This window comes from Mesorhizobium sp. BH1-1-4, assembly GCF_020165665.1.
GTDB lineage: Bacteria > Pseudomonadota > Alphaproteobacteria > Rhizobiales > Rhizobiaceae > Mesorhizobium.
The window spans coordinates 94259-116459 of record NZ_JAIUIN010000017.1; the positions used below are offsets into that span (position 1 = coordinate 94259).

The window sequence follows — 22201 nt, forward strand, 5'->3', positions numbered from 1 at the left end:
GTCAAGCTCCCGGAATGCGTCCGATGACACGGTCGCGCAGCCAGTCCTGCCAGGCAAAGATCGACGTCTGACGCACATCCACATCGAACTCTATGTCGATACCGATATCCTTCACCTTGTGCCAGGCGATCCGATGCGGCTCGCCATGGCGCTTGCCACCCAGCCTTGCCGCGAGTTGCGCCATTCGTCGGCCAGGCCATGTACCGAGGCGACGCGCCAACGTGATGGAGCCCAGTTCAATCGCAACGATCCTTGGCGGCTTGCCTGGCCGCAGCTCCGCCACCAGCCCGTCGACCTTGCCGATCTTGACCTGTTCGCGATCGACCACCTGCTTGTCCAGCAGATCACGCAGCAATTTCATCATGTGCCTCCGAGTATCTGCAGCGGGATCGTGACCACGGCCAGCACAAAGCCGAGGGCGATGATGAAGATGACTGCGGCGTTGGAAAGAATGCCGTTGCGATGCTCGCCGACGTAGCGTTTGTCGTTCAGCAGAAACAGGAACGGAACCACGGTCAGCGGCAGGCTGGCCGCCGTCAGAGCCATGGAAAAGATGGTGAGCCTCAGCGGATCGAGACCAAGCATGATGGGTATAGCGGCAAGAAACAACGATACCGTGTACACCGCGCTGAAGCCTGGATTGTCGCGCGGCTTGCGATCCTCGCCCCATGTCCAGCCGAAACCTTGAGCCACGAGGTAAGCCTGTTGCAGCCCGACTTCGAGCGCAGCGCCGAAGCAGGCAACGGCGAGAGAGGCTACGAACAGGACGAAACCCCAAAAGCCGAATACCGGGATCAGCATCAATGGCATTTGATGATAATCGTCCACCTGGTTGATGCCCTGCGTCGCCAGCACGAGAGCGGCCACGATCAGCACGCCGACCGAGATGGTGCCGCCGAAAGTCATCCCCAGTCCCGCTATGGCCCGATTGGCGCCGAGATAGCTTTTGTCCCACTGGTCCTCGATGGCCCCCGAAGAATAGAACATGAACAGGTACGGCGATATCGAGGCGCCGAGAATGCTGACCGCCATGAACCAGTAATTGGCGGCATCGTGGGCCGGCAGCGAAGGCACGGCACCAGCTGCGACCGCTGTCCAGTCGGGCTTCAGCATCACGGCCGCGACGACGAAACACAATGTTACCAGACCGAGGATCGACACACCTTTCTCGATGAAACCGAACGTACCTTTCCAGAGCAGCAGCCATGCCAAAATGGCCACCGGCAGCGCCCACCAACTGAAGCCTATGCCGGTGGCAAATTCGAGTGCGATGGCAACGCCGCCGATCTCGGCGGAGAGCACCATGAGGCTGAGCAGCAAAGTGGCAAGCAACGGCCACACAAAGACGTTGAAGCCGAATCTTTCGCGGATGCCGTCGCAGATCGTGTGATGGCTCACAGCCGCGAACCGGCCGGCCATCTCCACCAGAAAGATGATGCAGATGGTGCCGAGGACCACGGCCCAGATCAACTGGAAACCGAAGGTCGCACCCGCCTGGGCGGCCGTCGCCATTGATCCGACTTCGAGGAAGCCGCCAACGCTGGTGACGACGCCGAGCGATATTTCCACGAGCTTCTTCATGGCTTCGGCGCGAAATATTCTGCATAGGCGGTGGCCAGCGAGCGCGAGGCCAGCCGAAGGTCCTGCTTTGCATTTTGGACCTCCGTTCGATCGCCCGCCTGCAATCCCGCTTCGGCGCGAGCCACTGCGACCGACAGACCCTTAACCGCTGTCGCCAAGGCAGCTTGCTCGGCAGGTTCGGTCGCTCCGGCCGATCGGATTTGCGCCTCGGCATCGGCCAGCGTCTTGCCGACGGATTGCAGCGTGCCGGCTGTGTATGCGGACGGCGCCGCCCCGCTTCTCCACGCATCGAGCACCATCGACACGGTCTGTGCGGCAGAGGCCGCCGTTTGTGATTGCTGTTCGATCCGTTCGGAAGACGAGCATCCCGCCGAAACGCCCAGAAGCACCATGGCGCACAGATAATCCAGCCTGAGATCACGGCCACTGAAGGTCAAAGCCGGATGCACCACAAGAATAATCTCCCTGCAGCCGAAACAAACCTGGTCGGCATGAATTGATCTAGCGTGCCCCGAGTGCCCGTCAATCGAGGCCGACCGCACGGGTGCCGATCGCAAGAAGAATCGTGACAGGGAACCGCTGGCCACGACGGAAAGCAACTCATGGGGAACAAAGGTTGGCTTGTAGGATTGAGCAGGAGGAGCGGTGGGCCGACGTCAGCCCGTCCTGATCCGGATAGCGGTCGTGGCGGTCGTAATCATCGCGGCTTGGTTGTGGTTTGGCAGTCATAGACCGGGCAACGACCGCGGGAGCCAACCGGCGACTCACGCGATAGACCAGAACGGCTAATCCTGCGCGGCCGAGCCTGAAGGGTTCTCGATTCTGTATTCGTGAACCAGGCCAAGAACCTGACTTCTCACTGCCTCACGCGCTTCGGGCTGAATGAAAGGCATCAGCCGGTCAACGGTTTCAACGACCGCCCGTGGCAGATCCGAAACCGCGTCGGTGAGTTCACTGCCATGCTCATACATATTGTCGGTCAGCTTCTTGTCCAGATCGGAAAGGATGCCCATCACCACACTCCATGTCTGCTCTCCCGCTCTGATAATGGTCGGTCCGGCGGAGATGTTCCGCGACGCAGGTGCCGTGGCGGTTGGGCATCGTTCAAGACGAGTGCTTCACCGCAAGGTCGTCTGGCCCGGGTCGTTTCGTCTGGCTTTCGCCGGAATCAGCCTGCCGGCATTGGCACGTAACCCCCTGACGAATTCTTCCAGATAAGGGAGCAATTCGAAAAGCAGGATCACGGCCATGACGCATAGGATATAGCTCACCGGGAGCTGCTGCGATTTCCAGGCGATGTCGAAGCGCGCGGTTTCCTGTCCTGCCCCGAACAGCGCGAGGAACTGTCCCCAGTGGAGGGACACGACGCTGACCAGCCCCATCAGCGGGATCATCTCCAGGAAGCTGTGCACATGCTGCTCGATCGGCGTCACCGTGCGCGCCGTAGTGGCGTAGCGCACGTCCCACATCGCCGTCGCTTCGTGAATGAAGAAGGTGACGATCATGATGGCTATGACCAGGGCGTTCACGTCGAGGAACATGGCAGCGAGTAGCGGTATGCCGACCTCGGCGAACATTAGGAGATGGATCAACGATTCCTTGGCGCCCGTGGTCGATTCGATATGCGAAGCGCGATGGCAGAGCCAGTCGGCAAAACCGGCGACCAACCAAACCGGGAGAAGAAAATACATCAGGATCAGAACGGTGGGATCCGACAGCACAGCAACACCCCCTCGTCTGCGTTCTTGTGAAGATAACGACCCTGCTGAGCCAAGCTGCGGCAATTGCGCCGGCTACTATCCAGAGCTCAATCCGCTGGTGCCCCTCTGGCATCGCGCAAGAAGGCTCACGTTCCGGCCGCGAAGTCGGTCCGGTCAGGATTATTGGCTGAGACCACCAGACAGGACACGTCGCTTTGCAGTTCGCCTCATGCGCGGCTCCAAGGTTCTCGCCGTCGTCACGAAGTTGGACCAGCAACGCCGCCAATCCTAACCGCCAGACGGTTTGGGCGATGCCGGCTGCGTCGGCTGGGTGCCTTGCTGGTCCCCGCCAGTACTTGTCTGTGGTGTCGGATTGGTATCCGTCTTGGGATTCTTGTCCACCGGCTGGCTGTTCATCGTATCCGTCTTGGATTTGACGGGGTCGGCATTGTTGTTGCACGCCGCCAAGGCAAGCAACGCCGACGCCGCACACAGTGACCACAAGGCTCTCATGCTGACGTTTCCTCAATGAGTTCGGGTAAAGCAGCCGACAAGTGACTTATACGGTCGAACCGTACGGAAAGCCCCTGTTTGACCGCACTTCGGGCCAGCAGATGATCCAGTTCCGTATCTTCGATAGGGCTGCGGACCACCTGGCGGATGGCCCTGCACGCCAGCTCGGTTGACACGAAATCATACCTCCTGCTTCTGGCGAGAACATATTGTTCCACCAGCATCTTCACGCGCCTGAGCGCGATTTCATCGGCATAGTGCATTTGGCGCTTCCTCCTGCGCGCCGAACTGCCGAACGGGGAGGTTGTTCCAGCTGATTCGAAACATGACCGTGGCGACACGGAAAGCCCGCGGCTCCCGGCCGGGGAGCGCGCGGGCTGATCAGGCTGAGGGGAACCCGATCGCGCGGCGTCAAACAAGGGGAGCGACGACGCCGCACGGCCCCGAACCTGCATCGAGGCCAGTTGTTCCACGTCGCCATCTTCGCGTTGTTCACGCCCGAAAGCACATCGGAGATTACCTGCGACGGACAGCCAGCAAACCGACCTTACCGCACGGAACAATCGGGCACCCCGCTGGTTCGGCCGGAACGAACTTCGGAGAACACGATGACCAATGCAAAGCTGGCCGTGGTGACGGGCGCATCGAGCGGCATCGGCAAGGAACTTGCCAGACTATGCGCAAAGGACGGCTACGACCTGGTCATAGCCGCCGACGAACCTGCGGTCCAACAGGCGGCCGAGGCTCTGGCTTCGCATAATGTAATGGTTGAAGCCATCGAGGCCGATCTGGCATCCGTCGAGGGCGTCGATCAACTCATCACACGGATCGGCGATCGCGACATCGACCTTCTGTTCCTGAACGCCGGACGCGGACTTGGCGACGGCTTCATCGACCAGGATTGGCAGAAAGTTCGCCGCGTCATCGACACCAACATTACCGGCACGGTCTACCTCGCGCATGAACTCGGCGCCAGGATGGCACGCCGCGGCCGTGGCCGGATTCTGTTCACCGGATCGATTGCCGGCTTCATGCCCGGCACCTTCCAGGCGGTCTACAACGGCACCAAGGCGTTCATCGATTCCTTCTCGATCGCGCTGCGTCATGAGATGCGGGACACCGGCGTCACGGTCACGGTGCTGATGCCCGGCGCTACGCAGACACGGTTCTTCGAACGCGCCGAGATGATGGATACCAAGGTCGGCACCGACGAGAAGGACAATCCGGCCGACGTGGCCAGAACCGGCTACGACGCCATGATGGCTGGCGAGGAACAAGTGATCAGCGGCTGGAAGAACAAGCTGCAGGTCGCGGCCGCGCACGTCACTCCGGCGGGCACTCTGGCTGAACAGCACCGCAAAATGGCCGAGCCGGGTTCGGCATCCAAGGACTGATCTTCCGCTGCCGAGACAGATCGCCAGCCAGTTGAGGGATCGCGGACCAGTGACCGCCACTTCGTCCGAAAGAACCGGCACTACCGATATTTCAGAACGTCCAACTCAGGAGCAACATGATGAAAGCCCTCACATGGCACGGCAAAGGCGACATACGCTGCGATCAGGTGCAGGATCCGACCATCGAGGATGACCGTGACGTCATCATCAAGGTTACCTGCTGTGCCATATGCGGCTCCGATCTGCATCTGATGGACGGGTACATGCCGACCATGGAATCGGGTGATGTGCTTGGACACGAGACCATGGGAGAGGTCGTGGAGGTCGGCCGCGGCCATTCGAAATTCAAGAAGGGCGATCGCATCGTGGTGCCTTTCAACATTTCGTGCGGCGAGTGCTGGTTTTGCCAGAAGGGGCTGTTCTCGCTTTGCGACCGGTCAAATCCCAATGCCAAGCAAGCGGCCGAGGTGATGGGACAATCGCCGGCCGGCCTGTTCGGCTATTCGCATCTGGTCGGCGGCTATTGGGGCGGCCAGGCTGAATATCTGCGCGTCCCATTCGCCGATGTCGGCCCGATCAAGGTGCCGGAAGGCATGGACGACGAGCAGGTGCTGTTTCTTTCCGACATCTTTCCGACCGGCTACATGGCGGCCGAGAACGCCGGCATCGAGCCGGGTGACACGGTCGCGATCTGGGGCTGCGGTCCGGTCGGTCAATTCGCCATCCAGAGCGCCTGGATGCTCGGCGCCGGGCGCGTCATCGCGATCGACAAGGTTCCGGAACGACTTGCCATGGCTCGCGAACACGGCAAGGCCGAGACACTCGATTTCAGCAATTCCAACATCTATGACGCGCTGATGGCGATGACCGATGGCCGCGGCCCGGATCGCTGCATCGATTGCGTCGGCACCGAGGCCGATGCCGGCGCCAGCGCCGACTCCATGCTCGACAAGGTCAAGGCGGCTGCGTTCCTCGGCACCGACAGGCCGCATGTGCTGCGCGAAGCAATCTACTGTTGCCGCAAGGGTGGCACCATTTCGATCCCCGGCGTCTATATCGGCCTCGTCGATCATATCCCCTTTGGCGCCGCGATGAACAAAGGCCTGACATTCCGCATGGGCCAGACCCATACGCAACGGTATCTCGAACCGCTTTTGGCCAAGGTCCAGACCGGCGAGATCGATCCATCCTTCGTGATCACGCACAGGGCCGACCTTGAAGCCGGACCCGATCTCTACAAGGCGTTTCGCGACAAGCAGGACGGCTGCATCAAGGTGGTCATGCGGCCGCATGGCTGAGAATTCATCGGGGCGCTTCATCTTCGCTCGTGCCCTCACCTTGACGGGTCGGTGCCGTCGCGGTTGCGGAACTTTCAATCGCGCCGGCGATTGACCCTGCCGATGAGATGTTTGCCGTTTTCATGAAAGGAACCATCATGGCCAAGGAAGATTCCATCTCGAAACCCGCCGTCCGGTCACCGAACACAGAGGGCTTGCCGCACCCGAGGAGGGATGCCAGCGACACGGATGCCGGCGCAAAGCCGCCGACGCCAAAGACCGCAGGCGCGTCGCGCCCGTCGAGCGTTCCATTGGACAATCCGGTCGCCAACCGAAATTCCGGTCGGCCGCGCCAGGCGGGCACCACACCCCGGCCTACCGGCAAGCCGCTGGATTGATCGCGACGGGTGGTCCCTATGTCATGATCTCTTGGTTGCGCGAGGCGATGATGCCAGGCCCGCGACCGCAGCGAGTATGGCAGCTTCGCTTGCGGGTTTTGCCACGAATTTGCAGTTTCGAAACGGGGCCGGAACATCGCGCTCCCCAAAACCCGTTACAAACGCGAACGGTGTGCCGCGAGCCATCAATATCTCAGCGACCGGCAAGCTCGTTTCGCCGTTGAGTTGAATGTCCAGCAATGCCATGTCGACCTTGTCCGCCTCGACAAGCCGAAGCGCGGCGGCAACCGACGAAACAGGGCCGACCACAGGATAGCCCGCCGCACGCAAGTCGGACGCGACGTCCTCCGCGATCAGCCATTCGTCCTCGACCACCAGAACGCGCGGTCTTTCGCTCACGGTGCGTCCCCATGGTTTGCCGAAAAAGCGATCTGGACCTCAAGACCGTCCTTGTGGAAGGAGGTCTCGACATGGCCGCCGAGCCTGTAGCCGATTTCTCCTTTCAAAAGGTTCAGGCCAAAGCCGTTGTGCAACGGCTCCTTGACGGGAGGGCCGTCCTTTTCGCGCCAGCCAAGCGTGAAACTCTCGCCATCCATCGCCCATCTGACGCCGATCTTGCCTCGGGGCTTGGACAAGGCGCCATACTTGGCCGCATTGGTGGCCAGTTCATGGATCGCCATGCTGAGAGAAAGCCCCTGTTGCGGGCCAAGTTTTACGTCGTCGCCATCGAGTTCGATACGTTCGATGCCGAACGGTTCGAGTTCCTGATGGAGCAATTCCTTGACCGAAGCCTCCTTCCACCTCTCGCGGGTCAGCAGTCCGTAGGCCCGGGACATGGCGTGCAGCCGGCCGATCAGCGCGTCCGCGAACGCTTCCTTCGTATCGGAACTGTCTCGCGTGCGATTGGCGATGCTGGCGATCACCGCCAGCATGTTCTTGACGCGATGGTTGAGTTCCGAGATGAGCACCTGCTGATGCTCTTCCGCCCGCGCCAGGGTAGTAACGTCGACCAGCGTCACCACGACGCCCTGTATCCGATTGCCTTTGTCACGATAAGGGTTGATGCGGACCATGTGAAACAGGCCCCGCGCATCGCGCGCAAGATGATGGTTCAGAGTCTCGCCTGTCTCGAACACCTTGTCGATGTGCTGCTTCAACTCGGGATAATCGAGCTGGCTCGAAAGATCCGTCAACGGCCGGCCGACGTCGGAGGGGCGCAGGCTGAAGAAGGACGAGGCCGCCGGCGTGAAGGTTCGCACCACAAGGCTGCGGTCGAGGAAAATCGTCGCGATCTCGGTGCTTTCGAACAGGTTGCGCAGATCGCTGTTTGCATGATCGAGCTCGTCGATCTTGCTGGTCAACTCCGCGTTGATCGTGTTGAGCTCTTCGTTGAGCGACTGCATCTCTTCCTTGGACGCTTCAAGCTCCTCATTGGTGGATTGCGCCTCCTCATTGACGGAGACGAGCTCCTCGTTCGACGATTTCACCTCTTCGAGGGCGGTCTCGTATTCCTCTATGGTGGATTGGAGACGCTCTCTTGTATCGCGCAGTTCCCGCTCGAGATCGGCGGTGGTATCGCTGTCACGGCTGCCATCGCCCTCATCGGATCGGGCCTGGGTCGGGCCCGACGGCTCGAAGAGGACAAGGTAAAGCGGCTCACCATTGCCCCTTTCGGCCAAGGGTTCGATCGTCAGCCTGATCGGTTGCACGCGTTCGTCTTCTTCCTCGACGGCGAGATTGTCCCGCACCACGGTGCGGCGTGTCGTCGTCGCCTCCCTCAATGCGGCGCGCAGGTCCAGGCGAAGCCCACGGCGCGCCATCGTCAGCAGTTGCCGGCTGGGGATGCCTTGCGGCGCTTCGAGGTATCTGCCGGTCCTGGCCGAATAGTAGACGACGTCGCCCTCGGCGTTGACGAGGACATGCGGCGGCGCGAACCGCTCCAGCACCTGCGCCTCAACCGCCTGGCGCAGCGGATAGCCGGCTGCTCCCTTCTTCAAGCCGGCGGCTTCGGCGGGAAAGACGCCGGAATGCGTATCGCCGATCAGGGCCGGCAGCCTGATATGCGGCGAGGCATGCTCCCGTGCCTGGAAGAGGCGATGTTTCTTGTCGACGGTGGCAAACAGGTTTTCGTGCTGCCCGACGCTTTCGGACGTGCCGAGGAAAAGATAGCCACCTGGCTTCAGCGAATAGTGGAAGACAGGAAGAACGCGGCTTTGAATGGCAGGACCGAAATAGATCAGGAGGTTTCGGCACGAAACCAGATCCATGCGCGAGAAGGGGGGATCGCGGATGACGCTGTGCGGCGAGAAGATGCACAGTTCCCGGATCTCGTTGCTGATGACGTAACTTTCGCCATCGCCGTTGAAAAACCGCTGTTTGCGTTCCGGGGAAAGACCCTGCATCAGGGCCTCGGGATAGCGTGCGGCGCGCGCCACCGCCAGGGCCGGCTCATCTATGTCAGTGGCGAATATCTGGACGCGCGGTACGGCCGAAAGCGTTTCCATGTGTTCACGCAACAGGATGCCGATCGAGAACACCTCTTCGCCGGTGGCGCAGCCGGGAACCCAGACCCTCACCGTATCAGTCGCGGTCTTGCCCTCGAACAGCCGCGGGACGATCTTTTTTTCCAGCAATTCGAACGCATCGGGATCGCGAAAGAAGTTGGTGACATTGATCAGCAGATCGCGAAACAGGTTCATCACCTCGCGAGGGTCCTTCTTCAGCCAGTCGATATAGGCGTTGATGGACTGGAGCTGGGCGATCTGCATGCGCCGCTTGATCCGGCGCAGGAATGTCTTGGTTTTATAGCCTGAAAAGTCGTGGCCGGAGTGGCTGCGCAAAATGCCGTATATCTGTTCGCGGACCTCATCCATGTCGGCCGTATGGTCGTCCTCTTCGTTCATCAGCCCGTCCAACGAGTCGAAACCGCGGGCGTAAGCCTCGAGCTTCGCCCCAATCTCCTCGGCAGGCACGGCAACATCGACGAGCCCACTGGCAATTGCGCTCTGCGGCATGTCGGGATTGCGCGGACCGTAGCCGTCGGGCGTTTGCGCAACGGTGAGCCCGCCCCGCTCCTTGATGGCCTTGGCGCCCAAGGTTCCATCGGAATCACCTCCCGACAGCACCACGCCGACCGCGTATTCGCCCTGGTCTTCGGCCAGTGCGCTGAAGAAGATGTCGATGGGTTTGCGCTCTTGGGTTAGCCCGTGAGGCCGCCGCAGGTGCAGCATGCCATCCTCGATGACCAGAGTGACGTTTTCCGGCATCACATAGACGTGGCCGGGTTCAACAGCCACGCCGTCCTCGACCACCACGACAGGCATCTCGGTGTAGCGGTCGATGACCTCGTGCAGCAGGCTGTTGCGCTTGGGACTGAGATGCGTGATGATCACGAACGCCATGCCGGGCCGACCGGTGATGCCCTTGAAAAGCCCTTCCATTGCGGGAATACCACCCGCGGACGCACCGATGCCGACGATGGGGAACTTGGTTGATCGGGCTGTCACGGCATGTCCCCCTTTCGCCCGACCGACATGAAGTCTCTCAATGTCGGATCGGACAGGACACGACCATATAGCGCGCGAGGCCGATGGAACAAGACAGCATGGATGACGTTGACCCCAATATCCGTGGTGGTTCAATGACAAAGCGATCTGCTGGCTTGAAAATCCTGGGACCGACCGTGCCGGGAGCGCCTCGATTAATCGAAGGTCTCGATGGGCCCGTCCCGGATCGCATGCTGGTGCTTGCGAAACGATTGCAGGCGGCGTTGGATGACAGAAAATTGGAAGGGCCTCCTCTCCATCCTAAACTCCATTCGAAGAAAGGATGACGACGTGCGCGATCTGCGAGGGCTGCGTATTCTGATTGTCGAAGACGAATGGACGATGGCGGGAGATCTCGCACGATTTTTCAGCAACATGGGCGCGATCATCCTTGGCCCCGCTGCAACCGTCGAGCAGGCTTCCGAACACACCGACCAGGCCGAGGCCGCGATCCTTGATGTCAATCTCAACGGCCGGCGCGTGTTCCCGATAGCGGATAAGTTGATGCGCCGCGGCATTCCCTTCGTGTTCTTCAGCGGCGACAACGACATCGCCATTCCCGAACATCTCCGCTACGTCAGCAACTTGCGAAAAGCTTCGGGCAGCAAGGCCGTGTTCAATGCCCTTTTTCCGCCCAAGGCATCTGAACAAGCGGGCATCTCCGTGCTCCCTCCGCCAGATGACGTCTTCACCCTCTTGCCCAAACTGCGCCTCGCGGCGCGTCTTCTGCTGGGAGACGTCAACGCATCGGACCGGCTGGTCGAGAGGACACTCGAGCAAGCGATTCGCACCATCGACCAGAGGCAGCTTGGCCAGTCCACCGAAAACTGGCTCAACGACATCATGCGAGAGGTGGCGAAAGCCCGCGGCGCAGACCTCATGCATTGATTTTGCTCCCGGCCCGAGGTTCGACCAATCGCTTAAGGGCCGCCGCGCCCGCCCACTGCTCCGTAGACCTGTCCCGTGGCGTAGCTGTCTTCCTGCGACGCCAGCAGCACGTAGATCGAGGCCAGTTCGCCGGGTTGTCCTGGCCTGCCCATCGGCGTATCGGACCCGAACTGCGGCAGCTTGTCGGGAAATTGTCCGCCGCTCGGCTGCAAGGGCGTCCAGATCGGGCCTGGAGCCACCGCATTGACGCGAATGCCCTTCTTGGCCACCTGCTTGGCAAGGCTCTTGGTGAAGTTCATTCCGCAAGCCTTGGTCATGGCGTAGTCGACGAGCGACTCGTCCGGATCATAGGCATTGACCGAACTGGTGATAATGATCGAAGACCCCGGGTCCATGTGCCTGAGGGCGGCCTTGGTGATCCAGAACATGGCATAGACATTGGTCTTGAAAGTCCAGTCGAACGCTTCGGTGGTAATGTCGGCAAGGTCCTTCTGAGGATGCTGGCGCGCTGCATTGCTGACCAATATGTCGAGGCCGCCGAGTTGCGTGGCGGCGTCATCGACCAGCTTCTTGCAGAACGCCTCGTCGCGAATATCGCCCGGCAGGGGCACCGCTTTTTGCCCGGCCGCCTCGATCAATTGGACAACTTCCCTGGCATCGGGCTCTTCAGCCGGCAGATAGCCGAATGCAACGTCGGCTCCCTCGCGGGCAAACGCTATGGCCGCCGCACGCCCCATGCCGGAATCGCCGCCCGTGATGAGAGCCTTGCGACCGGCGAGGCGGCCTGACCCCTTGTAGCTCTTCTCGCCATGATCGGGCCGCGGATCCATCTTGCCGGCAAGCCCCGGCCATTGCTGCTGCTGAGGTTTAAAGGGCGGTTGTGGATATTGCGTCGTCGGATCCTGCTTCCGAGGCGGCGCAGCGACCGCGGCATTGCTCGCGGCACTGGCCTGTTGCACCTGCGCGGGAGTTGCAAGAGCCGCCAGTACGCCTGTCGCCATGCCGCCAACCAACTTGCGCCGGGATGGATCCGCGGGCTGCGGGTTGCGATCGTCCGTCATCTGTAACTCCGTGTTCAGGTGGCTGATCCTGCCCGGATCGCTGTTCCGGCCCAGCCCGAAGCAACGGGGCCATCGATTGTTCCAGCGCATGTCAAGATTTTCTGCCACCGGCAAGCCGCCGGGCTGGCGTTCTCAGTCCTTGCGATCGCGCTCAATGAATTTGTTGAAGCGGCTGGCCTTTCCGTCGCTGGTCTTGGCCTGATAAAGGAAGGCTAGGTCATTCTCGTCGAAAATCCGGAAGAACTCGTCCCAATCGATGGGCTCGAATGCTTCCTCTGGCTCGCCGAAGTCGATCCGCAAGATACCGCCCTCGCCTTTGGTGCGGACCACTGCCGGTCGGCCATCGCGCTCCTCGGCCCATTTGCGAATTTCGTCATGATTGGTGGTCGTCTCGGACTGCGACATCGAAACCTCCTTTGATCATCGGCCTCGCCCATTGGCGTCATGGCAGGTGCCGGGCGCCCTAACAGCACACCGGCGGCAATGTTCCAGTCATCGTGGCCGACGGCGATACGCGCCTTGGTTCGAAGCCCCGCGAGGGGAACTTTGTTGAAGCACAGGGAACAAACCTTTTGCCGAAAAGTTCGGGGCGCCGAGGTCACTTGTCCGAGGAGTCGTCGTGAAACGCATATTGGTTACCGGAGGCTGCGGCTTCATCGGCCGCTACGTCACACAAGAACTCATCTCCCAGGATTATTCCGTTCGCATCCTCGATGCCCTGCTGGAGCAGGTGCATGCGGGCGAGGCTGTCGCGCTCCCTGCCGGAGCCGAACTGATCAAGGGTGACATCCGTGACCGCGAGGTCGTCATCGAGGCGCTGGAAGGCATTGACGCGGTCATTCACCTTGCGTCTGAAGTCGGCGTCGGACAATCGATGTACGAGATCGCGCGTTATGTCGGCACCAACGATCTCGGCACGGCTACCCTGCTCGAGGCGTTGATCAAACACCCGGTCGAGCGGATCGTCGTCGCCTCCTCGATGAGCGTCTATGGCGAGGGCCTCTACGTCACGCCCGGCGGCCGCCGTATCGACAACGCCCGGCGCAAGCCGAGCGATATCAAAAGCGGACAATGGAATCCGCTGTCGCCGGAAGGCGAACCCCTTTCGCCGGTGCCGACGGATGAAGAAAAGCCGGTCGATCTCGCCTCGATCTATGCGCTGACGAAATACGCCCAGGAACGCGCCGTGCTGATCTTCGGCGAAGCGTACGGCATCGATGCGGTCGCGCTGCGCCTGTTCAATGTCTTCGGTGCCGGCCAGGCGCTGTCCAATCCCTATACCGGGGTGCTGGCCAACTTCGCTTCACGTCTCGCCAATGGCCAGCGGCCGATGATCTTCGAGGATGGCGAACAGAAGCGCGATTTCGTTCATGTGCAGGACGTCGCCCGCGCCTTTCGCCTTGCGCTGCAGCAACGTCAGGCAAAGGGCCACGTCATCAACATCGGCAGCGGCCGGGCCTATGCGATCAGCGAAGTCGCGCGATTGCTGGCCGAGGCCATGGGAACGCCGAACCGCTCGCCCGAACTGCTCGGCAAGGCGCGCTCCGGCGACATACGCAACTGCTTCGCCGATATTTCCAAGGCACGTGAACTGCTCGGCTTCGAGCCCGGGCAACGATTGGAGAATTCTCTGGGCGATTTCGTTTCCTGGGTGCGCAACACGGCCGCGGTCGATCGTGGCGCCGAAATGAAGCGCGAGCTCGAAGAGCGCGGATTGGTGTCATGAGCCCGGGTGCGCGCAACCGTCGCGAAGCGCCGGTCGCCATCGTCGGCGGCAGCGGCTTCATAGGGTCAAACCTGGCCGACAGCCTGTTGTCGGACGGCGAGCCGGTGCTGGTGATCGACAATCTCAGCCGTCCCGGCGTCGAACAGAACCTTGAATGGCTGGGCCAGAAACACGGCGGCCGCCTTACCGTCGAGACCATCGACGTGCGGGACGCCAATGGCATGGCGTCGGCTCTGATGAGATCAAAGGCGATCTTCCATCTGGCCGCGCAAACGGCCGTTACCACGAGTCTTGTCCGGCCGGACGAGGATTTCGACATCAACCTTCGGGGAACGTTCAACGTGCTGGAAGCGGCTCGACGGAGCGGTGAGCGCATCCCTGTGATCTTCGCCAGTACCAACAAGGTCTATGGCAGCCTTCCCGACGTCGCGGTTCGCGAGGACGGCGATCGCTACATACCTTGCGACAATGCCATCCAGGCCAGCGGTATCGATGAAGCCCGCGGCCTGGATTTCTGCACACCCTACGGCTGCTCCAAGGGAGCGGCGGACCAATACGTGCTCGATTATGCCAAATCCTACGGCATGCCGACAGCGGTGCTGCGGATGAGCTGCATCTACGGACCCCGCCAGTTTGGAACCGAGGATCAGGGCTGGGTGGCGCATTTCCTGCTCAGCGCCCTGACCGGGCGGCCAATCACCATCTATGGCGACGGCAGGCAGGTGCGCGACATCCTGCACGTCTCCGATGCGGTCGCCGCCTACAGGGCCGTTTTGGACCGTATCGAGACCGCCAGCGGCAAGGCGTTCAATCTCGGCGGCGGACCTGAAAATGCGCTCAGCCTGCGTATGCTGTTGAGCGAGATCGGCGACCTGACAGGCCGTGAGCTTTCGATCCGCCACGATGGGGAGCGGACCGGCGATCAGCCCTTCTTCGTCGCCGACACCCGCAAGATCGAGAGCGCGCTTGGCTGGAAGGCACGTGTCGCGTGGCGCGAGGGCATTCGCGACCTTGCCGACTGGCTGCAGCGCCACCGGCTTGAGTCCCGCCCCGAAACCGTGAGGTACGTGGCATGAGAATAGCCCTGGTCAACCCCTACTGGACATATGACGACAGCATATATTTCGGCTGCCGCCAACCGCATCTGCCGCTGGAACTCGGCTACTCGAAAGCCCTGCTCGAAGCGGCCGGCCATGAGGTGCTGCTGCTGGACGGGCAATTGCAGAAGCTTGACAATTCCGGGCTCTGCGACCGTGTGGCCGATTTCGCTCCGGCGATGACGGTCGTCAGCACCGCGCCGACTTACCTGTTCTGGCGCTGCGCACCGCCGGAGTTGCGCGTACCCGCCGACTTTCTCAATCGTCTCGCCGGGCGCGGCGGGCGCACGGTCGCGGTCGGGCCGCATGGATCGGCAACACCGGCGCCGACTTTGCGCAAGCTTGGCGTCGACATCGTCGTGCGCGGCGAATGCGAGGAGGTCGTCGCGGACCTTGCCCGACGCGACGATTGGAGTGCGGTGCCCTCGACCGCCTATCTGCGGGACGCCAAGCTGGTTTCGACCGGCGGCGTCCATGCCAGTTCGTTTGTCGATCACGCGCCGCTGGAATGGCCGTCCGACTGGATCGCCGCTCATTCGCATCACCATCACAGGTTCGACGACCAACAGCATGGGTTCGGCGCCGAGGTAGAGGCGTCACGCGGCTGTCCGTACAATTGCAGCTTCTGCGCCAAGATCGATTTCCGCGACGCCTATCGCCGCCGCAACCACGAAGCGGTGGTGAGCGAAATCGATCGGCTGATCGCCCAAGGTGTCGGCTACATCTACTTCATCGACGAAATCTTCCTGCCGCAAAAAGCGTTGCTGGAGGCATTGGTCGATCGCGACGTGAAATTCGGCGTACAGACCCGCATCGATCTGTGGAAACCCGAGCTGCTTGAATTGCTGGGCGAGGCCGGCTGCGTGTCCATCGAAGCCGGCCTCGAAAGCCTGACGGTGGAAGGGCGGGCGATGTTGGCCAAGCGCTGCCGGCTCGGCACCGAGGAATTGGCCGCGCTGCTGGTCAAGGCCAGACGCCACGTTCCCTTCGTCCAGGCCAATCTGATCGGTGTGGTCGAGGACGACCCTGCCCTTGTCGATCACTGGCGAGCCCACCTGATCGACAATGGCGTGTGGGCCAATGAACCCGTACCGCTTTATCCATATCCGAGTTCGCCCAGCTATCGCGAGCTTTGGGGCGAACCCGACGATCTTGCCTGGGAGCGAGCCCATGACCACTACCTCGCATCATTCCAGAAGTTCAGCGATATCCAGGAAAAGCGCCCGCGTCCTCTGGCGGAACTGGAGGCGGCATGTTGCGGACACTGAGGCCGCGCAAGCGCCGCATCCTGATGACCGTCGACGCCATGGGCGGAGTATGGCGCTATGCGCTTGACCTCGGCCGGGAACTGGTCAACGGCGGTGACAGCATCGTGTTCGCCGGCCTGGGGCCGCAACCATCCAGGCAACAGGCCGAGGAGGCGCAGTCTTTCGCGACACTCATCTGGCTTAATACGCCGCTGGATTGGATGACCCGTGACGCCGTCGATCTCGACGGCTTGCCGCGGGAATTGCGTGCGCCAATGCGTGACCACGGCATTGACCTCGTCCACCTCAACGCGCCGTCGCAAGCGGTGGGATTGGATGCGACCTGCCCAGTCATAGTGGTTTCGCATTCATGCGTGACGACATGGTTCCATTCGGTCAAGGGACAGGCGTTGGACAGCGCATGGAACTGGCAGAAAGAGCGCAACAGGCGCGGCTTCGACAGGGCGGACGCGGTGATTGCGCCGAGCCGTAGCCATGCCGCGTTGCTCGAGACATGCTATGGGTCAATCGCAGGCCTCCACGTCGTCGGAAATGCCGCACGCCCGGTCCCGAAAGCCAAAAACCGCCAGCCGGTCGTCTTCGCCGCCGCCCGCTGGTGGGACGAGGCAAAGAACGTTGTGGCGGTCGATCAGGCCGCCTCGTTGACGCAATGGCCCATCTTCACAGCCGGTTCGGTTCACGGCCCGAACGGCGAGCGTGCCACCATCAACCGAGCCGTTCCTCTCGGGGCGCTGCCGTATGACGAGGTGCGCTCCCTGATGGCCCTCGCCGGTATTTTCGTATCGCCATCGCTCTACGAACCGTTCGGTCTCGCGGCGCTGGAGGCGGCGATGTCGGGAACGCCCCTGGTGCTCTCGGACATCCCGACCTATCGCGAACTATGGGATAAGGCCGCGGTGTTCTTCGACGCGCGCGACGCGCATGATCTTGCCGCCTGCCTAAATCATCTGTCCAGCGATGCCGAACACAGGCGAGAGCTCGGCCAGGCAGCCCTCCGCCGCAGCCGCAGGTACACGCTGGCGAGGCAAGCAGCGGCCATGCGCGATCTCTACGAAAAGGCGGCGCTGGCCGTGGCGGAGCGCTGATCATGCGCTTCCTGTTCTACACCCACTCGCTCGTCTCCGACTGGAACCACGGCAATGCCCATTTCCTTCGGGGCGTTATGCGGGAATTGGTGGCGCGCCGGCATCAGGCCATCGCTCTGGAGCCGGCGGATGGTTGGAGCCGGTCGAACCTGCTGGCCGAGAAGGGATCCTACGCGATCGAACGTTTCCGCAAGGATTTCCCCGAATTGATGCCGGTGACCTATGATTCCGGGTTCGACCACGAAGCCTGGATCGCCGAGGCCGACGTGGTGATCGTCCACGAATGGACCGACCCGGAGCTTGTCGCTCGTATCGGCCGTGCCCGGGCCGGTGGCGGCAACTTCATCCTTCTGTTTCACGACACGCATCACAGGGCCGTGTCGGCCACCGAAGCAATCTCGGCACTCCGTCTGGAGCATTATGACGGCGTTCTCGCTTTTGGCGAAGCCTTGCGCGAGAGTTATCTGCGCGCCGGGTGGGGCAAGCGTGTCTTCACCTGGCATGAAGCGGCGGACGATCGGCTGTTCAAGCCGCACCCGGAAATCCACCGCACTTCCGATCTGGTCTGGATCGGAAACTGGGGCGACGACGAGCGGACCGCTGAACTCAAGGAGTTCCTGATCGAACCGGTCCGCGATCTCGGCCTTGCGGCCACTGTTCACGGTGTCCGCTATCCCAGGCCGGCACTTGCCGATCTGGCCGCCGCTGGGCTGCACTACGAAGGGTGGATCGCCAATGCCGACGTGCCCAAGGCGTTCGCCGCGCATCGTGTCACCGTACACATTCCGCGGCGCCCCTACCGTGAAAGCCTGCCCGGTATTCCAACAATCCGCATGTTCGAGGCACTCGCCTGTGGCATTCCGCTGGTTTCAGCGCCCTGGTCCGATGTCGAGCAGCTTTTCAGACCCGGCATCGACTTCCTGTTTGCCAAGGATGGCACACAAATGCGGCTACACCTTCAGGCGGTGTTGGCCGATTCCGATCTTGCGACCTCCCTGGTGAACTCGGGGCTCGAGACCATCCGCACCCGACACACCTGCCGCCACCGCGTCGACGAGTTGTTCGACGTGCTCTCGCAATGCGCGAACCGGCACACCGCCCACCCGACCGCCGCAAAGGAAGCCGCCGCATGAAGATCGCATTCTATGGATCGAGCCTTTTGTCGTCCTACTGGAATGGTGCCGCGACCTATTACCGTGGCTTGCTGAAGGCGCTTTCCCAACTGGGCTACGACATCACCTTCTATGAGCCCGACGTCTATGACCGGCAGAAGAACCGCGACATCGAGGCGCCGGACTGGTGCTCGGTCGTCGTCTACGAGGCGACCCGGCATGCTCTCATGCAGGTGGCGGCGCGTGCCGCCGAGGCCGACATCGTCGTCAAGGCGAGCGGCGTCGGCTTCGAGGACGAGGCGCTGCTGCGCGCCGTGCTCGACCACGCCCGCAGCGACGCGCTCATCGTCTTCTGGGATGTGGACGCGCCGGCCACGCTCGCCCAGCTCCGCGACGAGCCGGACCATCCGCTCCATCATGCGCTGCAGGAAATCGACCTTGTGCTGACCTATGGCGGCGGCGACCCCGTGGTCTGGGCCTATCGTGCCATGGGTGCAAACGACTGCGTGCCAATCTACAATGCGCTCGATCCCGAAACGCATCATCCGGTCGCCGGCAATGCGCGGTTTGCCTGCGATCTGGCGTTCCTCGGAAACAGGCTGCCGGATCGTGAAGCGCGTGTCGAATCGTTCTTCCTCGATCCTGCAAGCCAGCTGCCGAAACAACGTTTTCTCCTCGGCGGATCGGGCTGGGGCGACAAGCCGCTTCCCGCCAATGTCGGCTGGCTCGGCCATGTCGGCACCCGCGATCACAATGCCTTCAATGTCACGCCAAAGGCGGTGCTGAACATCAGCCGCGACAGCATGGCCGCGAACGGTTTTTCGCCGGCCACGCGTGTCTTCGAGGCGGCAGGCGCCGGCGCCTGTCTGATCACCGATGCCTGGCTGGGCGTCGAGCTGTTCCTGAAACCCGGCGAGGAGATCCTTGTGGCGCGAGACGGCGGCGACGTCGCGGAGATCATGCAGGCGCTGACCCCCGTTCGGGCAAAGGCCATCGGCCAAGCCGCGCTTCGACGCGTTCTTGCCGATCATACCTACGCATTGCGGGCGGCCGTGGCGGATGCGGTCTTCAAACGGCATTTGACGCACGGCACCGTGGAGGCGGCCGAATGACCAAGAAACTGGACATCGTCTTTCTCGGCCTTTCGCTATCCTCGTCCTGGGGAAACGGCCACGCCACCACTTTTCGAGGTCTGCTGAAAGGCCTTTGCGAACTCGGTCACCGCGTGACTTTCCTGGAGCGCGATGTGCCGTGGTACGCAAATCACCGCGATTTGCGCGATCCGGATTTCTGCGCCTTGCGCTACTACGAAACCGTACAGGAACTGCAGCGCGACTACGCCCGGTGCCTGCAACAGGCCGACGTCGTGGTCATCGGCTCTTTCGTGCCGGAAGGGCGCGCGGTGATCGACATCGTCGCTTCGCTTTGCAAAGGACAACTCTGCTTTTACGATATCGACACGCCGGTAACTCTGGCGAAGCTGTCGGCTGACGATTGCGACTACCTGAGCTGGCGCCAGATCCCCTACTTCGACATCTATTTCTCTTTTGCCGGCGGGCCGATGCTTGTCGATCTGACGCAAACCTTCGGCGCACGCCGCGCCGAACCGCTCTACTGTTCGGTCGATCCGGAACGGCATCACCGCACCGCCGATCCGATCCGCTGGGACCTCGGCTATCTCGGCACCTACAGCGCCGATCGGCAGGCTACACTCGATGCGCTTCTGCTCGAGCCTGCACGGCGCATGCCGGACCGCCGTTTCGTCGTGGCCGGCTCGCAATATCCCTCCGAGATCGACTGGCCCGATAATGTCGAGCGCATCGAGCACTTGCCGCCTGCCGATCACGCCGCGTTCTATAGCCGTCAGCGCTACACGCTGAACGTCACACGCCATTCTATGATTGCAGCGGGATGGTCGCCCAGCGTGCGCCTTTTCGAAGCCGCCGCTTGCGGCACGCCGATCATCAGCGACCGCTGGCCAGGCCTCGACAGTTTCTTTCCAGCGTCGACCATCCACACAGCCAAGAAGCCGGACGAGGTCGTCGCGATCCTGTCCGGGGAGTCGGCTCATACACGTCTCGCCATGGCCGACCGGGCACGCGAACTCGTCCTTGCGTCCCACACCGGTGTGGCCAGGGCTCGCGAATTCGTCACGGCGCTTACGCAAAGGGGGGCGGTAGTCCTCGATCTCGATATCGGAAGTGCAGCATGACTGGCAGACAGGAGAAAATCGCGATGCGACAAACAAAAAAAGCGCAAGGGGCAAAGACGGTGCTTGTCGCCGGTGGCGCGGGCTTCCTCGGTTCGCATCTTTGCGAAGCATTGTTGCGCGATGGCTGGCGCGTGATCTGCGCCGACAATTTTCTCACCGGTCGCATGGATAATATCAACGCGATCATTGACCAGCCGGGTTTCCGGTTGATTGACCAGGATATCTGCCGTCCATTGGATCTTGGTGAGCCGGTGGATCGCATCTTCAACCTGGCATGCGCCGCCTCGCCGCCGCGTTATCAGGCCGATCCGATCCACACCACGCGAACTTGCGTCATCGGAACGCTGAACCTGCTCGAACTCGCAGCCCGCAACGATGCCCGATTGCTGCAGGCTTCCACGAGCGAAGTGTATGGCGATCCGGAACAACATCCGCAGAGGGAAGATTATGTCGGCCATGTGAACTGCACCGGCCCACGCGCCTGCTATGACGAGGGCAAGCGCACGGCCGAGACACTTTGCTTCGATTATCTCCGAGCCGGCAAGGCCGACGTTCGTGTCGCGCGCATCTTCAACACCTACGGGCCGAGAATGGATCCGGCGGACGGTCGCATCGTCTCGAACCTGATCATGCAGGCGCTGGAGAAGCGCCCGCTGACGATCTTCGGCGACGGCATGCAGACCAGATCCTTCTGCTACGTCTCCGATCTGATCGATGGATTGAGGCGCCTGATGGATATCGATCCCAATCCGGGCAAGCCGATCAATCTGGGCAATCCCGGCGAGTTCACCATTGTGCGACTGGCGGCATTGGTGAAGGCGATGACCGGCACCAAGTCGGATATGACCTTTCTGCCGCTGCCGCAGGACGACCCTCGACGCAGGCAGCCCGACATCTCGCGCGCAAAAGCGCTGCTCGGTTGGACACCGAAAGTACCTCTCGACGAGGGGCTTGCGCGGACAATCAGCTATTTCGCCACGGTTGAAGGCGGTCCGATCGGCAACCAAATAGCAGATCGCACCACAAGGGCGAGGCCCACGCCAGGCGGGCTGCAGAACCTGCCTGCCTGACGGCGGACCGCAGCCGTGTCGACATCCTGCGGAACATCCGCTCAAGTTTGTGGTTGGGCGAGAGGACCAGACATGGAGGAGTCCTCATGCAACCCAAGCGATCCACAGCCGATATCGACAAGATGGCGCAACGGGAGACGGCTGCCTATTTGCGGCGAGCTTCGATCACCTATCTGGAGTGCTGCATCAGCCTGATGATGACGCATCTGCAGCGCGAAGAAGTGGCTACTATTCTCGAGCAGGAAGCAGACATGCTGCGACGACTGGATTGACG

General features: G+C 61.7%; 25 protein-coding genes. 13 read left to right on the forward strand and 12 right to left on the reverse strand.

The features are described 5' to 3' along the window. Position 1: 1 nt before the first annotated feature. The 7 genes from LB569_RS23715 to LB569_RS23745 form a co-directional block, all read right to left on the reverse strand. Entirely contained in the window at positions 2 to 361 is a 360-nt protein-coding gene (locus LB569_RS23715; protein ID WP_224540380.1) for a hypothetical protein, read from the reverse strand. Then, complete coding sequence (locus LB569_RS23720) at positions 361 to 1581, reverse strand: NRAMP family divalent metal transporter (RefSeq protein WP_318013139.1); 1221 nt, start codon at positions 1579 to 1581, stop codon at positions 361 to 363. The genes LB569_RS23715 and LB569_RS23720 overlap by 1 nt, the downstream gene beginning before the upstream one ends. Continuing rightward, the gene (locus LB569_RS23725; protein ID WP_224540376.1) at positions 1578 to 2033 is read right to left on the reverse strand and encodes a hypothetical protein; all 456 of its coding nucleotides are present in this window, start codon (positions 2031 to 2033) and stop codon (positions 1578 to 1580) included. Before LB569_RS23725 ends, LB569_RS23720 begins: the two co-directional genes overlap by 4 nt. Positions 2034 to 2366: 333 nt before the next feature. Further along, complete coding sequence (locus LB569_RS23730; protein WP_181173776.1) at positions 2367 to 2594, reverse strand: hypothetical protein; 228 nt, start codon at positions 2592 to 2594, stop codon at positions 2367 to 2369. Positions 2595 to 2699: 105 nt separating this feature from the next. Further along, on the reverse strand, positions 2700 to 3302 hold the full coding sequence (locus tag LB569_RS23735; protein ID WP_224540580.1) for a diguanylate cyclase: 603 nt from the start codon (positions 3300 to 3302) through the stop codon (positions 2700 to 2702). A gap of 267 nt (positions 3303 to 3569) precedes the next feature. Then, positions 3570 to 3794 carry a hypothetical protein gene (locus LB569_RS23740; RefSeq protein WP_140708319.1) on the reverse strand — a complete coding sequence of 75 codons (225 nt, stop codon included), beginning with the start codon at positions 3792 to 3794 and terminating at the stop codon, positions 3570 to 3572. Continuing rightward, on the reverse strand, positions 3791 to 4057 hold the full coding sequence (locus LB569_RS23745; protein ID WP_224694311.1) for a hypothetical protein: 267 nt from the start codon (positions 4055 to 4057) through the stop codon (positions 3791 to 3793). Before LB569_RS23745 ends, LB569_RS23740 begins: the two co-directional genes overlap by 4 nt. 345 nt (positions 4058 to 4402) lie before the next feature. On the opposite strand from LB569_RS23745, the gene LB569_RS23750 reads away from it, so the two are divergent. After that, the gene (locus LB569_RS23750; protein WP_224694312.1) at positions 4403 to 5188 is read left to right on the forward strand and encodes an SDR family NAD(P)-dependent oxidoreductase; all 786 of its coding nucleotides are present in this window, start codon (positions 4403 to 4405) and stop codon (positions 5186 to 5188) included. A 119-nt stretch (positions 5189 to 5307) separates the two neighbouring features. Further along, a complete protein-coding gene (locus LB569_RS23755; protein WP_224694330.1) occupies positions 5308 to 6486 on the forward strand; it encodes a zinc-dependent alcohol dehydrogenase in 1179 nt (392 codons plus the stop codon). Positions 6487 to 6490: 4 nt separating this feature from the next. Here the strand turns inward: LB569_RS23755 and LB569_RS23760 are convergent, their stop codons facing one another. From LB569_RS23760 to LB569_RS23770, 3 genes are all read right to left on the reverse strand, one after another. Then, entirely contained in the window at positions 6491 to 6796 is a 306-nt protein-coding gene (locus LB569_RS23760) for a hypothetical protein (RefSeq protein WP_224694313.1), read from the reverse strand. 88 nt (positions 6797 to 6884) lie between these two features. Beyond that, positions 6885 to 7262 carry a response regulator gene (locus LB569_RS23765; protein ID WP_224540368.1) on the reverse strand — a complete coding sequence of 126 codons (378 nt, stop codon included), beginning with the start codon at positions 7260 to 7262 and terminating at the stop codon, positions 6885 to 6887. Next, a complete protein-coding gene (locus tag LB569_RS23770; RefSeq protein ID WP_224694314.1) occupies positions 7259 to 10369 on the reverse strand; it encodes a CheR family methyltransferase in 3111 nt (1036 codons plus the stop codon). The genes LB569_RS23765 and LB569_RS23770 overlap by 4 nt, the downstream gene beginning before the upstream one ends. A 98-nt stretch (positions 10370 to 10467) precedes the next feature. On the opposite strand from LB569_RS23770, the gene LB569_RS23775 reads away from it, so the two are divergent. Continuing rightward, positions 10468 to 10695, forward strand: coding sequence for a hypothetical protein (locus LB569_RS23775; protein ID WP_224694315.1), 228 nt, complete (start codon positions 10468 to 10470; stop codon positions 10693 to 10695). 4 nt (positions 10696 to 10699) lie between these two features. Further along, positions 10700 to 11296 carry a response regulator gene (locus LB569_RS23780; RefSeq protein WP_181173775.1) on the forward strand — a complete coding sequence of 199 codons (597 nt, stop codon included), beginning with the start codon at positions 10700 to 10702 and terminating at the stop codon, positions 11294 to 11296. Between the two features lie 32 nt (positions 11297 to 11328). Here the strand turns inward: LB569_RS23780 and LB569_RS23785 are convergent, their stop codons facing one another. Continuing rightward, the gene (locus tag LB569_RS23785) at positions 11329 to 12357 is read right to left on the reverse strand and encodes an SDR family oxidoreductase (protein ID WP_210242281.1); all 1029 of its coding nucleotides are present in this window, start codon (positions 12355 to 12357) and stop codon (positions 11329 to 11331) included. A 132-nt stretch (positions 12358 to 12489) separates the two neighbouring features. Beyond that, the gene (locus LB569_RS23790) at positions 12490 to 12762 is read right to left on the reverse strand and encodes a hypothetical protein (RefSeq protein ID WP_224540359.1); all 273 of its coding nucleotides are present in this window, start codon (positions 12760 to 12762) and stop codon (positions 12490 to 12492) included. A gap of 214 nt (positions 12763 to 12976) precedes the next feature. Here LB569_RS23790 and LB569_RS23795 point away from each other — a divergent pair, with 214 nt between their 5' ends. The 9 genes from LB569_RS23795 to LB569_RS23835 all read left to right on the forward strand — a co-directional run bounded on the left by LB569_RS23795 (position 12977) and on the right by LB569_RS23835 (position 22199). After that, complete coding sequence (locus tag LB569_RS23795) at positions 12977 to 14083, forward strand: NAD-dependent epimerase/dehydratase family protein (protein ID WP_224694316.1); 1107 nt, start codon at positions 12977 to 12979, stop codon at positions 14081 to 14083. Further along, a complete protein-coding gene (locus LB569_RS23800) occupies positions 14080 to 15159 on the forward strand; it encodes an NAD-dependent epimerase/dehydratase family protein (RefSeq protein WP_224694317.1) in 1080 nt (359 codons plus the stop codon). Before LB569_RS23795 ends, LB569_RS23800 begins: the two co-directional genes overlap by 4 nt. After that, positions 15156 to 16448, forward strand: a complete 1293-nt coding sequence (locus LB569_RS23805; RefSeq protein WP_224540353.1) for a TIGR04295 family B12-binding domain-containing radical SAM protein — start codon at positions 15156 to 15158, stop codon at positions 16446 to 16448. The genes LB569_RS23800 and LB569_RS23805 overlap by 4 nt, the downstream gene beginning before the upstream one ends. Before the next feature lie 23 nt (positions 16449 to 16471). After that, positions 16472 to 17533: a glycosyltransferase family 4 protein gene (locus LB569_RS23810; RefSeq protein ID WP_411970248.1), complete on the forward strand. Its 1062-nt coding sequence runs from the start codon at positions 16472 to 16474 to the stop codon at positions 17531 to 17533. A 2-nt stretch (positions 17534 to 17535) separates the two neighbouring features. Then, entirely contained in the window at positions 17536 to 18666 is a 1131-nt protein-coding gene (locus tag LB569_RS23815) for a glycosyltransferase (protein ID WP_224694319.1), read from the forward strand. Continuing rightward, positions 18663 to 19757: a glycosyltransferase gene (locus LB569_RS23820; RefSeq protein ID WP_224694320.1), complete on the forward strand. Its 1095-nt coding sequence runs from the start codon at positions 18663 to 18665 to the stop codon at positions 19755 to 19757. The genes LB569_RS23815 and LB569_RS23820 overlap by 4 nt, the downstream gene beginning before the upstream one ends. Continuing rightward, complete coding sequence (locus LB569_RS23825; protein ID WP_140708293.1) at positions 19754 to 20857, forward strand: glycosyltransferase; 1104 nt, start codon at positions 19754 to 19756, stop codon at positions 20855 to 20857. The genes LB569_RS23820 and LB569_RS23825 overlap by 4 nt, the downstream gene beginning before the upstream one ends. A gap of 23 nt (positions 20858 to 20880) precedes the next feature. After that, on the forward strand, positions 20881 to 21927 hold the full coding sequence (locus LB569_RS23830; RefSeq protein WP_224694321.1) for a UDP-glucuronic acid decarboxylase family protein: 1047 nt from the start codon (positions 20881 to 20883) through the stop codon (positions 21925 to 21927). 86 nt (positions 21928 to 22013) lie between these two features. Then, complete coding sequence (locus LB569_RS23835; protein WP_140708289.1) at positions 22014 to 22199, forward strand: hypothetical protein; 186 nt, start codon at positions 22014 to 22016, stop codon at positions 22197 to 22199. The last annotated feature ends 2 nt before the right edge of the window (positions 22200 to 22201 follow it).

Excerpts from the sequence above, each read along its gene's own strand:
- LB569_RS23820 (WP_224694320.1), top strand. The coding sequence starts at position 18,663 with ATGAAGATCGCATTCTATGGATCGAGCCTTTTGTCGTCCTACTGGAAT.
- LB569_RS23805 (WP_224540353.1), top strand. The coding sequence starts at position 15,156 with ATGAGAATAGCCCTGGTCAACCCCTACTGGACATATGACGACAGCATA.
- LB569_RS23720 (WP_318013139.1), bottom strand. The coding sequence starts at position 1,581 with ATGAAGAAGCTCGTGGAAATATCGCTCGGCGTCGTCACCAGCGTTGGC.
- LB569_RS23755 (WP_224694330.1), top strand. The coding sequence starts at position 5,308 with ATGAAAGCCCTCACATGGCACGGCAAAGGCGACATACGCTGCGATCAG.
- LB569_RS23825 (WP_140708293.1), top strand. The coding sequence starts at position 19,754 with ATGACCAAGAAACTGGACATCGTCTTTCTCGGCCTTTCGCTATCCTCG.
- LB569_RS23775 (WP_224694315.1), top strand. The coding sequence starts at position 10,468 with ATGGATGACGTTGACCCCAATATCCGTGGTGGTTCAATGACAAAGCGA.
- LB569_RS23740 (WP_140708319.1), bottom strand. The coding sequence starts at position 3,794 with ATGAGAGCCTTGTGGTCACTGTGTGCGGCGTCGGCGTTGCTTGCCTTG.
- LB569_RS23790 (WP_224540359.1), bottom strand. The coding sequence starts at position 12,762 with ATGTCGCAGTCCGAGACGACCACCAATCATGACGAAATTCGCAAATGG.
- LB569_RS23745 (WP_224694311.1), bottom strand. The coding sequence starts at position 4,057 with ATGCACTATGCCGATGAAATCGCGCTCAGGCGCGTGAAGATGCTGGTG.
- LB569_RS23830 (WP_224694321.1), top strand. The coding sequence starts at position 20,881 with ATGCGACAAACAAAAAAAGCGCAAGGGGCAAAGACGGTGCTTGTCGCC.
- LB569_RS23835 (WP_140708289.1), top strand. The coding sequence starts at position 22,014 with ATGCAACCCAAGCGATCCACAGCCGATATCGACAAGATGGCGCAACGG.
- LB569_RS23800 (WP_224694317.1), top strand. The coding sequence starts at position 14,080 with ATGAGCCCGGGTGCGCGCAACCGTCGCGAAGCGCCGGTCGCCATCGTC.
- LB569_RS23730 (WP_181173776.1), bottom strand. The coding sequence starts at position 2,594 with ATGGGCATCCTTTCCGATCTGGACAAGAAGCTGACCGACAATATGTAT.
- LB569_RS23785 (WP_210242281.1), bottom strand. The coding sequence starts at position 12,357 with ATGACGGACGATCGCAACCCGCAGCCCGCGGATCCATCCCGGCGCAAG.
- LB569_RS23715 (WP_224540380.1), bottom strand. The coding sequence starts at position 361 with ATGAAATTGCTGCGTGATCTGCTGGACAAGCAGGTGGTCGATCGCGAA.
- LB569_RS23815 (WP_224694319.1), top strand. The coding sequence starts at position 17,536 with ATGCGCTTCCTGTTCTACACCCACTCGCTCGTCTCCGACTGGAACCAC.
- LB569_RS23750 (WP_224694312.1), top strand. The coding sequence starts at position 4,403 with ATGACCAATGCAAAGCTGGCCGTGGTGACGGGCGCATCGAGCGGCATC.
- LB569_RS23810 (WP_411970248.1), top strand. The coding sequence starts at position 16,472 with ATGACCGTCGACGCCATGGGCGGAGTATGGCGCTATGCGCTTGACCTC.